The organism is Stenotrophomonas pictorum JCM 9942 (assembly GCF_001310775.1).
GTDB lineage: Bacteria > Pseudomonadota > Gammaproteobacteria > Xanthomonadales > Xanthomonadaceae > Stenotrophomonas > Stenotrophomonas pictorum.
Genome location: NZ_BAZI01000061.1, coordinates 1 through 11,407, shown reverse-complemented (window position 1 = coordinate 11,407; position 11,407 = coordinate 1). Strand labels below are relative to the sequence as shown.

Genomic DNA, 11,407 nt, shown 5'->3' with positions numbered 1-11,407 from the left:
ACCGTCCATCTGGGCGGCACCGGTGATCATGTTCTTGACGTAGTGGCGTGACCCGGGCAATCCACGTGGGCGTAGTGACGGGTGGCGGATTCGTATTCGACGTGCGAGGTCGAAATCGTGATACCGCGAGCCTTCTCTTCCGGCGCCTTGTCGATCGCGTCGTACGCGTGAAATTCGCCACCGAAGCGCTCAGCGCCAATCTTGGTCAGCGCAGCGGTCAGCGTGGTCTTACCATGGTCGACGTGGCCGATGGTGCCGACGTTGACGTGCGGTTTGGTGCGCTCAAACTTACCCTTGGCCATGGCTGCTTCTTCTCGGTAATCAGATGAAAGTGTTACGTCAGTAAGATGGTGCTCACGAAAGGAATCGAACCTTCGACCTCCTCCTTACCAAGGAGGTGCTCTACCGACTGAGCTACGTGAGCGAGTTGTCTATTATGACATGTTTTCAATTTCGTTCAATGGAGCGGGAGACGGGAATCGAACCCGCACCATCAGCTTGGAAGGCTGAGGTTCTACCGTTGAACTACTCCCGCACCGGGAACACATGCATAACGTAAAACTGGTGGAGGGAGGTGGATTCGAACCACCGAAGGCGTAAGCCAGCAGATTTACAGTCTGCCCCCGTTGGCCGCTTGGGTATCCCTCCGCACCACTCCCTTGTCTAGGACCTTGGCCTTACCGGTCAGGGGTGGGTGAGCCCGCTATTCTGGTGATGGGCGCAGACCCTGTCAACAGAAATCTTCACATTCGATGAAAATATTTCTGACTGCAGCGGCGTACCGATCATTCGCCGGGCATCTTAAGCTTTTCGTCCGCAAAGATGGCGACATGCGGCACGCCATCCATTCCGATCCAGCCGCGATACATGCCTTCGGTATTGAACGGAGTCGACGCCTTCCCATCTGCGGACAACACGATGGCGCCACCATCTCCACCGAGCTCCGGCACGCGCTTGACGATGACTTCCTGCCCGGCCTGCGCCGGGGTCTCCTGCAAGTACTGCAGCGCGCGCAGATCTCATGCGCTACCGCCAGGCGGATGTAGTACTCGCCCCAGCCGGTGCCGGACACGGCACACTGCGCATTGGCATAGGTGCCTGCACCGATGATTGGCGAATCCCCTACCCGGCCGTAGCGCTTGTTGGTCATGCCTCCGGTCGAGGTCCCGGCTGCCAGCCGGCCCTCGCGATCCAGCGCCACCGCGCCCACGGTGCCGAAATGCTTGGCGGTTTCCAGATCCGCGTGCGGCTGCCCGGCAACCTCTTCCTTCAGTGCCCGCTGCAGCTGCTGCCAGCGCTTCTCGGTGCGGAAGTAGGACGGATCGACCTGTTCGATCTTTTGCTCGGCGGCAAACATCTCCGCACCCTCGCCCACCATCATCACGTGTGGGGAATGTTCCATCACCGCACGCGCCAACAGGATCGGGTTCTTGACCGTGTGCACCCCGGCCACTGCACCGGCGCGCAGCGTGGCGCCATCCATCAGCGAGCTGTCCAGCTCGTTCTTGCCGTCGTGAGTGAATACCGCGCCGCGGCCCGCGTTGAAGGTCGGATCGTCCTCCAGCACGGTGATGGCGGCCGTCACCGCATCCAGCGCCGGCTTGCCCGCCATCAACGCCTCATGCCCCTTGCGCAACGCTTCGGTGAGCGCCGCGCGCGCCGCGCGCTCTTCTTCGGCACTGAAGTCCTTGCGTTCGACACCCGCGCCACCATGGATCACCAGCAACGGTGATGGCGCAGCGGCCGCGGCCGCCCCACAGGACAGCGTTGCCAGGCCCAGCAGTACTGCAGAAGTCAGCTTCATGTGTCGTCACTCCGAGGTAGAGCCCGATTCTAGCACGCCGCGCCGGGTCTGAACAGACACCGCCAGGATGCCGCGCCCCCTCGGCATTCGAATGGAGCCGGATCCAGACAGGCGGTACCGGCATGGCACCGCCCACGAAACGCAGCAACCCCGGCCGGGCCCGGAAAGGAAAAAGGGGCCGAAGCCCCTTTCGTGACGCAGACACCCCGACGATCAGTCGGGCTGCAATTCAAGCTCACCATCCACAACACTGGCCATCGCGGTGAATGCGGCATCGTCAACGGTGAATCCATCCAGGTACAGGCGGCTACCGGTACCCACACCGGTCACCGGAATCGAACTGAACTCAAGCGGTTCGCCATCGCTGAGGCGATCTGCGGTGTGGCGCGGCATGACCAGCCACGCATAGCCGTCATCCAGCGAATAGACGCGCCCACGCCCATCCGCCTCGACACACAGCGCCGTGTCCTCATCCACGCCGATACCGACGATGTCGCCCTGACCCCGATCCTGGGCGGCGCGTGCGACAAATGCGATCAAGCGGCCCAGACGATCACGTTTGGCAAAATGCGTGTCGGTCACCACGTTGGACAGATACGGCATGGCCAGGAAGTCTTTGTCCATGGTGACTTCGCTCCCCATCGGATCGCTCAGCGCGGCCGGTGAATTGACGCTCCCCCCATCCAGGGCGCCATAGGCATACCCGCCCAGGATTGCCAGCCCGGCACTGGTTCCGCCAATCGGCTTGCCGGCGCGCACATGGGCATTGAGCACCTCATTGAGCCCGGTGCCCTTCCAGAAACGGATGTAGCGCGACTGGTCTCCGCCGGCGATGAAAATCGCATCGGCGCCCCGGACCACCCGCAGTACCGCCGGATCATCCGCGGCCTTGCGACTGTCGAAAACCAGCGTCTGTACCGCGGTGACACCACCGATGTCGTAATAGAGCTCCTTCTGCAGCTCATCGCCGCCGGATGCGCGCAGGATCACCACGCGCCCATTGCCGGCGCGCTCAACCCACCACTGGAATGCCTCCGGCACCCAATCGCCGCCCCCCATCAGCATCATCGCCGCCTGCGTTTCACCCGGGCGCGGTGTATCCAGATCACCGACTTCGTAGTAGCGGTATCCGGGCTGCGAGAGACCTCGGTTTTCCTCGGCGGCAGCCATCCCCGCCCCGCCGAATGCCAAGGCCATCAGCGCCAACCTTCCCAGCCACAAAACCTTGCGTCCCATACCGCCCTCCGCGCCGCACATGTAATCGCTTACACCCCTAATGCCAGACTTTCCGGCAGTGGTCAACAATGTAAAAAAGGTGTTAGATGGGTCACCCCATTCACATTTTCCTGACCGGGGCGCCCGGCATTACCGAGCGTGGCAAGGACATTTTCCAGAACACTTTTCATCAGAGAGCTGAGTCATGCGTAAGCACGCAATGGTGTGTTCAATCCAACTGGCCCTGCTGTCCATGGCCGCCCCCGCTCTGGCGCAATCCACATCGCAAGGCCAGCCCCAGCAACTGGATACCATCCAGGTCACCGGCTCACGCATTCCCCGCGCCCAGGTGGAGGGGCCGGCCCCGGTCACCGTAGTGACCGCCGAACAGATCAAATCGGCCGGCTTCACTTCCGTCCCGGATGTACTGCGCTCACTCAGCCAGAACAGCGGCAGCGTCCAGGGCCAGCAGAACACCACCGGCGCGCAGTCCACGCCCGGCGCCCAGGCGGTGGACCTGCGCGGGCTGGGACCCAACCACACCCTGGTATTGGTCAACGGCCGACGCATCGCCGATTTCCCGCTGCCACTGAATGGCCGCAGCAACTTCACTGATGTCGGCAACATCCCGCTGGGCATGATTGACCGGATTGAAGTGCTGACCGGCAGTGCATCGGCCGTCTACGGCTCCGATGCCATGGCCGGCGTCATCAACTTCATCCTGAAGAAGTCCACGGATGGAACCACCTTCGACTACCGCTTCGGCGATACCAGCCGCGGCGGTGGCTCTTCGCGTAATTTGACGATCACCACCGGCTTTGAGCAGGACAAGTTCAGCGGCATCGTCGGCGTTGAACTGATCAACAAGCACCCACTGTGGGGCACCGACCGCAACGTGCAGGACTCAACGCTGGATTCGCCGGCTGAAGAGCGTCGCCTGCCACGCCTGATCGCCCAGCTGCAGAACTGGGACGACGACGAAAACATCGCGCCGGATGACGGCTGCGCCGCGATGGCCGGCCTCAATGGCGGCACCACCGTGCTCGCCGAGAACGACTACGGCCCGTATTGCGGCAGCGAACGCGCCATTGCCTATCGCACCATCCAGAACGAGCGCAAAGGTTTCAATGCCTACGGCTCGTTCGAATACCGCTTCAACGATGCGCTCTCGTGGTTTGCCGATGTCCAGCTGGGCCGGCAGAAGGTCAAGCTGCTGACCGGCACCAACGGCAACGATGTCGCCAGCGACCATATGGGCTGGGAGTTCCACGACCCGAACTCGACCAACAACTACCGTAACAAAATCTTCTACAACGCCACCACCGAGCGGTACGAAAACTGGGCGCGCCAGTTCACCCCGGAGGAGGTTGGCGGCCTGCGAAACCGCATGAATACCACCACCCAGAAGACGTTCGCGGTGACTACCGGCCTCAAGGGCATGTTCGCCGAGGAATGGAACTGGGAGGCCGCCTACAACCACTCCCAGTACAAGGCTGACGTCAAGATGCCGCGCATCAAGGCGGCGGCAGCCAACCGACTGTTCCTGGGCGAGCTGAAGGGCTATGACGATGACGGCATCGCGATCTACACCCCGGACCCGGCACGGCTGTTCACGCCGTTGACCCAGGCCGAGTTCGCCTCGATCGCGGCGATGTCCACGTTCCGTCCTGAAGCCAAGAACGACAACCTCAGCTTCACCGTCGACACCGCATCGCTGTTCTCGTTGCCCGCGGGTGACGTCGGCTTCGCTGGCGCGGTGGAGTATGGCGAGCAGTCCTACAAGATCAACCCCGATCCGCTGGCGCTCACCGAAGACGCGTACTACGGCCCGCGCTACGGCGATGGCAGCGGCGACCGTGATCATTGGAGTGCCGCCGGCGAGTTGCGCCTGCCACTGGCCTCTTCCCTGCAGGCCAGCGTTGCCGGCCGCTATGACCGCTACAGCTACGGCAGCAAGAGCCCGGGCAAGTTCACCTACAGCGCAGGCCTGGAATGGCGCCCGCTGGATACGCTGCTGTTGCGCAGCTCCTATGGCACCGGCTTCCGCGCGCCGGACATGCACTACCTGTTTGCCGGAAACGACTATTACCGCACCCGCTTCGCCACCGACTACTTCCAGTGCCGCACCGCCGAGCCGGGGGTCACCGATGGCTACTGCTATGACGACGGCAGCTATGACGGCAGCACGTTCGATGTCTACAGCGGCAACATGAACCTGGACGAGGAGACCAGCAAGTCGTTCTCGGCCGGTTTTGTCTGGTCGCCGGTGGCCAATTTCGATCTGGCGGTGGATTACTACAAGATCCGGATCGAGAACCAGGTGCAGACGCAGGACCGCGAGCTGCTGCGCATCACCGAAGCCAACTGCCGCCTGGGCAGCACCGACAGCGGCGCCGCCGTGGACATCAACTCGCCGACCTGCGTGGACGCGTTGGCACGGGTGATTCGCGACGGTGATGGCAACATCACCAGCGTGCGCTTCGGCCCGATCAACATCGCCAACGAGGAAACCTCGGGCATCGACGTGGCTGCCAACTACCGTCTGCAGACCGCGAATGCAGGTGATTTCAGCATCACCGGCCAATACAACTGGACCCACCGCCACACCCGCCAGCAGTTCCCGGGCGATCCGAAGGAAGACATGCTCGATGTCAGCTTCAGCGCCACCACGTTGCCGCGGGTGAAGTCGAATATCGGCGTCAGCTGGGACAAGGGCGCCTGGGGTGCCAGCCTGTTCGGCAACTACCTGGCAAGGTCGCCAACTACGACAACGATGCCTGGACCGAAGCCACCTGGCGCTTCAATGCCGGTGCACGCTACGACGTCACCGACCACCTGCGTGTCTCGGTGTCGGTCAACAACCTGTTTGACAAGATGCCGCCGAAGGATCCGACCTGGTCGAACTATCCCTACTACGACACCTCATGGTTCGACAGCATGGGCCGCAGCTACTACCTGCAGCTCACCTGGAAGCTGGGCGGCAAGGCGCTGTAGGGCCTGTCTGCATGTAGTACCAACAAGGCCCGTCAATAGCGGGCCTTGTTGTTTTACGCACGCTGCAACGTGCCTGCAATCCACCAGCAGCCCGGGTAGCCCGGGTAAGCGCAGCGCACACGGGCCACGGGAAGATCCGGACCTGACGGCGCCGGCATTTCTCCACAGCCGCTGTGTGCAATGGATGGAGAAGACTGTGGACAACTGTGCACAGGCATTGCGCTGCAATGCTTTCAAAAGCATGGTGAATTTTTCGCCAGCACATCGCGACGTACGCCGTACCGCCCACCTTGCAGGAGCGGCGGGAGCCGCGAAGTACGTGCATTGTCAGGTTGCATAAGTGCACCGCGCTTCAAGCATGCCCGCCTCATGGCTTACGTCACTCCAAGCCGGCGGTTCTCCACAAGCGCTGTGCGCAATGGATGGAGAAGGCTGTGGACAACCGTGCGCAGGCCTTGCACCGCAAGGGTTTCAAAAACGTGGCGAAAGATTGACCATGCAACAAACCACAGATACGACAAGGCCCCGCAATGCGGGGCCTTGATGGTGCGGCAACGCCGGTGGGATCAGACGTTGAAGCGGAAGTGCAGCACGTCGCCTTCCTTGACGATGTAGTCCTTGCCTTCCAGGCGCAGGCGGCCGGCTTCCTTGGCGCCCTGCTCACCCTTGAGGTTGATGAAGTCGTCGTAGGCGATGGTTTCGGCGCGGATGAAGCCACGCTCGAAGTCGGTATGGATCACGCCGGCGGCCTGCGGCGCGGTGGAACCGGCACGCAGCTGCCACGCGCGCACTTCCTTCACACCCGCGGTGAAATAGGTCTGCAGACCCAGCAACTTGTAGCCGGCGCGGATCACCCGGTTCAGGCCCGGCTCGTCCAGGCCGAGGTCCTTGAGGAACTCATCGCGATCGGCATCGTCCAGCTGCGCCATTTCTTCTTCGATAGCCGCGCACACCGGCACCACCTCGCGCCTTCAGCCTCGGCACGCGCGCGCACCGCATCCAGGTGCGGATTGTTCTCGAAGCCATCCTCAGCGACGTTGGCGATGTACATCAGCGGCTTGAGGGTGATCAGGAACATGTCACGGATCAGCGCCTTCTCCTCGGCATCCAGACCGGCCGAACGCGCCGAACGACCCTGGTCGAGCACGGCGGACAGCTTTTCCAGCACCGGCTTGCGTGCCAGCGCCTCCTTGTCATTGGCCTTGGCCGCACGGGTGGCACGGTCCAGCGCCTTCAGCACCGATTCCAAGTCAGCCAGTGCCAGCTCGGTATCGATGGTTTCGATATCGGCGATCGGGTCGACCTTGTTGGCGACGTGGATGACATTGCCATCCTCGAAGCAGCGAACCACGTGGGCGATCGCGTCGGTCTCGCGGATGTGCGCCAGGAACTTGTTGCCCAGGCCCTCACCCTTGGAGGCGCCGGCGACCAGGCCGGCGATATCGACGAACTCCATGGTCGTCGGAATCACCCGCTCCGGCTTGACGATCGCCGCCAGCGCTTCCAGACGCGGATCGGGCACCGGCACGATGCCGGTGTTCGGCTCGATCGTGCAGAACGGGAAGTTGGCCGCGGCGATGCCCGCCTTGGTCAACGCATTGAACAGGGTCGACTTGCCGACGTTGGGCAGACCGACGATGCCACATTTGATACCCATGCTTACTCCACGATTCGAGATTCCGGTTTGCACTCTCGCCAGCATCAAGCCGCGAAAGCACAAGCCGCAATCATGGCCGTGCGGTGTGCAACCGCTTCATGGCCTCATTGAAATCACCTGCCACCGCCAGCGGCAGCACGTCGATGGCCGCATCGATGGCCTGCTCCATCAGCACCGCGTCCTGCGGCGACGGACGGTTCAGCACCCAGCCCACCACGCGGTCCTTGTGACCGGGATGGCCGATACCCAGACGCAAGCGATGGAACTTGCCATGCCCGAGCAAGCGGATGGTGTCACGCAGGCCGTTCTGGCCGCCGTGGCCACCGTCGAACTTGAGCCGCGCCACGCCGGGCGGCATGTCCAGTTCGTCGTGTGCGACCAGGGTCTGTTCCGGCTCGATCTTCCAGAACCGCTGCGCGGCGGTGATCGACTTGCCGGACAGATTCATGAAGGTCGCCGGCTTGAGCAGCCACACAGCTGACCGCCGATATCGACCTTGGCCACTTCGCCGAACAGCTTGCTCTCAAGCGTCCAGCGCACACCCTGCCGCTCCGCCAGGGCCTCAACGAAATGAAACCCGGCATTGTGCCGGGTCCGGGCGTGTTCGGGTCCGGGGTTTCCCAGACCGACGATCAGTCGCAATCCTGTCATGTCAGACGCACCGCAGTGCCCGCCCCGGAAGGCGGGCACTGTCTGGCCGATTACTCGGCGGCCGGAGCCTCTTCGGCACCCGCGGTCTTGGCGATGACAACCGCATCGTCGTGACCCTTGCCCAGCTTCAGGGCCGGAATTTCCACACCGGCCGGCAGCTTCAGGTTCGACAGGTAGATCACGTCGCCGGCCTTCAGCTCGCCCAGGTCGACCACGATCGACTGCGGCAGATCCTTCGGCAGGCAGGCCACGCTGACTTCCTTCAGCTCGTGGGTCACCAGCACGTCGGAGGACTTGCCAGCCGGCGAGGTGTCTTCGTTGATGAAGGTCAGCGGCACCGAGGCGTGCAGCACTTCGTTGTCGCTCACGCGCTGGAAATCCAGGTGCATGATCAGCTGCTTGTACGGGTGACGCTGCATGTCACGCAGCAGCACCTTGTGGATGGTGCCGTCCAGGTTCAGGTCGATGATCGACGAGTAGAACCAGTCGTTGAACTGGGCCAGCCAGATTTCGTTGTGGTTGAACTGGACCATTGCCGGTTCGCGATCACCACCGTAGATGATGCCCGGCACCACGCCGGCATGACGCAGGCGGCGGCTCGCACCCTGACCTTGCACGTCACGACGGACGACTTTGATTTCGTGAGACTTTGCCATTGTTGACTACTCTTGGTTGATGCACCGCCTCGCGGCGCTGCGTAAAGACTCTTCCGCGACCAGAAGAGTCTGTTGTGGTCCCCGGCAGGCCGGGAACCGGATTCATCAATCCACGTACATCGAGCTGACCGACTCACCGAAGGCGATGCGGCGCATCGTCTCGGCCAGCATTTCGGCCACGCTGATCTGGCGGATCTTGGGACAGACGCGCGCCGCTTCGGAAAGCGGAATCGTATCGGTCACCACCAGCTCGTCGAGCTGCGAGTTGTTCAGGTTGTCCACGGCCGGGCCCGAGAGCACGGCGTGGGTGCAGTACGCGGCCACCTTCAGCGCGCCACGCGCCTTGAGGGCAGCAGCGGCGGCACAGAGGGTGCCCGCAGTGTCGACGATATCGTCGACCATCACGCAGGTCTTGCCCTCGACGTCACCGATGATGTTCATCACCGTGGCGACGTTGGCACGCGGACGACGCTTGTCGATGATGGCCAGGTCGGCATCATCCAGGCGCTTGGCCACGGCACGGGCGCGCACCACGCCACCCACGTCCGGACTGACCACGATCAGGTTGTCGGTGCCGTAGGCGCGCCAGATGTCGGCCAGCAGCAGCGGCGAGGCGTAGACATTGTCCACCGGCATGTCGAAAAAACCCTGGATCTGGTCGGCATGCAGGTCGACGGTGAGGATCTGGTCGGTATTGACCGCCGAGAACATCTTGGCCGCGACCTTGGCGGTGATCGGCACGCGCGAGGAACGCATGCGGCGATCCTGGCGGGCGTAGCCGAAGTACGGCACCACCGCGGTGACGGAAGAGGCGCTCGCGCGCTTGAGCGCGTCGATGATCACCAGCAGTTCCATCAGGTTTTCCGCGCTGGGCGCGCCCGTGGACTGCACCACGAACACGTCCTGCTTGCGCACGTTTTCCTGGATCTCGACCTGCACTTCGCCGTCGGAGAACTTGGACACGAGCGCCTTGCCGGGCCTCACCCCCAGTTCCTTGCAGATGCTCTGCGCAAGATGGCGGTTGGCATTGCCGGAAAAGACCAGCAGGTTAGGGGACTCTTGCATGACAGCTCTCTCGGGCGGGGGCGAGTAGCGAAAAGACATCAGGGGTGCAGAAGTGGCGCGTGTTGCGTGTCGCGCACTCCATTGCGCTTACAGCCGTAGGAAAGAGTGGCAGGGGCGGTAGGATTCGAACCTACGAATGCCAGGATCAAAACCTGGTGCCTTGGGCCTCTTGGCGACGCCCCTGCATCAAACAATTCCTGTCGTCTCCAGCGCATCGAGCAGTGGCGAGTGATCAACACTCGCAGCCACCCATGCCCGCAGCTCCTTCGGCAATTCCGCCAGGGCCTGCTCTGCGGCAGCGCATGTGGCGAATTCGACGAAACAACCGCTTCCCGACCCCGTGAGCCGTGCCCGACCCATGCCTGCCAATGCCTGGAATACCGCCTCGATGGCAGGTTCCCGACGCCGCAGCACCGGCTCGAACGCATTTCCGAGGACGGTCCCGGAAGCGAAGTCGGCTATTTTCACGGGTGTGGCATCCCGCGTCAAATCCGGTGAACGGAAAAGTTCAGCCGTGGGCACATGGACACCCGGATCCACCAGCACATACCACGCCTGCGGCAGGGTCAGCGGCGTGAGCTTTTCGCCCACCCCTTCGGCCCAGGCGTTGCGCCCGCGCACGAACACCGGCACATCCGCGCCCAGTCCCAGCGCCAGCGCGGCCAGCGCGTCTTCATCCAAGCCGGTATCCCAGAGCAGGTTCAACGCCACCAGGACGGTGGCCGCATCGGAGGAACCGCCACCGAACCCGCCGCCGGCCGGAATGTGCTTTTCGACCCGGATATCGGCCCCCAGCGTGCTGGCGGACGCCTTCTGCAACGCCAGCGCCGCGCGCACCACCAGGTCGTCGGCCTCGGCCACGCCGGGAACAGACGGTCCCTCGCGATGGATCTGACCGTCTTCACGCACACGCAGGCCGATCCGGTCACCCCAGTCCAGCAGACGGAACACGCTCTGCAGTTCGTGGTAGCCATCAGCCCGGCGGCCGGTGATATGCAGAAACAGATTCAGCTTGGCCGGCGCCGGCCAGTACGACCAGCCCGGGCCATCGACAACCGTGTTCATGGAGTGCCCATTCCCCATTCATCGATGATCAGCCGCACCTTGGCATCGCCATTGACCGCCTCGATCCGCCGCGGCAGCGACGGGCGCCCGGCTTCGGCCGGGTACCAGTCCAGGTAGTCGACCTGCCAGCCCTGCTGGCGCAACACCCGCGGCCGGCCTTCGGCATCGAACCCCAAATGATCGGGGGCCACCGCATCCTGCGCCGACAGACCCCGCACCCAGTCGGGCAGCTGGGCGACCGGGATTTCCCAGCCGGTGGCCTGCAGCAGCACCAGACCGGCATCGTCACCGGCGCGCGGG

General features: G+C 63.2%; 6 protein-coding genes, 4 tRNA genes and 4 pseudogenes. 1 reads left to right on the top strand and 13 read right to left on the bottom strand.

Features of this window, described 5'->3' with window-relative positions:
* The 6 genes and pseudogenes from JCM9942_RS05365 to JCM9942_RS05340 all read right to left on the bottom strand — a co-directional run.
* Nucleotides 1–302 (bottom strand): annotated as a pseudogene (locus JCM9942_RS05365) (GTP-binding protein); the annotation flags it as partial.
* 46 nt (nt 303–348) lie between these two features.
* A tRNA-Thr gene (locus JCM9942_RS05360) sits at nt 349–424 on the bottom strand.
* A gap of 37 nt (nt 425–461) precedes the next feature.
* Nucleotides 462–535 (bottom strand) — tRNA-Gly (locus JCM9942_RS05355).
* 27 nt (nt 536–562) lie between these two features.
* A tRNA-Tyr gene (locus JCM9942_RS05350) sits at nt 563–648 on the bottom strand.
* A 137-nt stretch (nt 649–785) separates the two neighbouring features.
* Nucleotides 786–1,804, bottom strand: a pseudogene (locus tag JCM9942_RS05345) (isoaspartyl peptidase/L-asparaginase family protein).
* A gap of 213 nt (nt 1,805–2,017) precedes the next feature.
* Nucleotides 2,018–3,001 carry a cyanophycinase gene (locus JCM9942_RS05340; protein ID WP_089153140.1) on the bottom strand — a complete coding sequence of 328 codons (984 nt, stop codon included), beginning with the start codon at nt 2,999–3,001 and terminating at the stop codon, nt 2,018–2,020.
* Nucleotides 3,002–3,224: 223 nt separating this feature from the next.
* Here JCM9942_RS05340 and JCM9942_RS05335 point away from each other — a divergent pair, with 223 nt between their 5' ends.
* On the top strand, nt 3,225–6,353 hold the full coding sequence (locus JCM9942_RS05335) for a TonB-dependent receptor plug domain-containing protein (protein WP_343123477.1): 3,129 nt from the start codon (nt 3,225–3,227) through the stop codon (nt 6,351–6,353).
* A gap of 226 nt (nt 6,354–6,579) precedes the next feature.
* On the opposite strand, the pseudogene ychF reads toward JCM9942_RS05335, so the two are convergent.
* The 7 genes and pseudogenes from ychF to JCM9942_RS05300 form a co-directional block, all read right to left on the bottom strand.
* Nucleotides 6,580–7,670, bottom strand: a pseudogene (gene ychF, locus JCM9942_RS05330) (redox-regulated ATPase YchF).
* Nucleotides 7,671–7,740: 70 nt separating this feature from the next.
* Nucleotides 7,741–8,321 (bottom strand): annotated as a pseudogene (gene pth / locus JCM9942_RS05325) (aminoacyl-tRNA hydrolase).
* Nucleotides 8,322–8,371: 50 nt separating this feature from the next.
* Nucleotides 8,372–8,977 (bottom strand): 50S ribosomal protein L25/general stress protein Ctc, encoded by a 606-nt coding sequence (locus tag JCM9942_RS05320; protein ID WP_054658192.1) that lies wholly within the window; start codon nt 8,975–8,977, stop codon nt 8,372–8,374.
* Nucleotides 8,978–9,082: 105 nt separating this feature from the next.
* Nucleotides 9,083–10,042 (bottom strand): ribose-phosphate diphosphokinase, encoded by a 960-nt coding sequence (locus tag JCM9942_RS05315; RefSeq protein WP_054658190.1) that lies wholly within the window; start codon nt 10,040–10,042, stop codon nt 9,083–9,085.
* Between the two features lie 106 nt (nt 10,043–10,148).
* Nucleotides 10,149–10,225 (bottom strand) — tRNA-Gln (locus tag JCM9942_RS05310).
* 3 nt (nt 10,226–10,228) lie between these two features.
* Entirely contained in the window at nt 10,229–11,107 is an 879-nt protein-coding gene (gene ispE / locus JCM9942_RS05305; protein ID WP_089153139.1) for a 4-(cytidine 5'-diphospho)-2-C-methyl-D-erythritol kinase, read from the bottom strand.
* The coding region (locus JCM9942_RS05300; RefSeq protein ID WP_172675049.1) for an outer membrane lipoprotein LolB at nt 11,104–11,407 on the bottom strand (304 nt) is incomplete at its 5' end. The genes ispE and JCM9942_RS05300, both read right to left, overlap by 4 nt.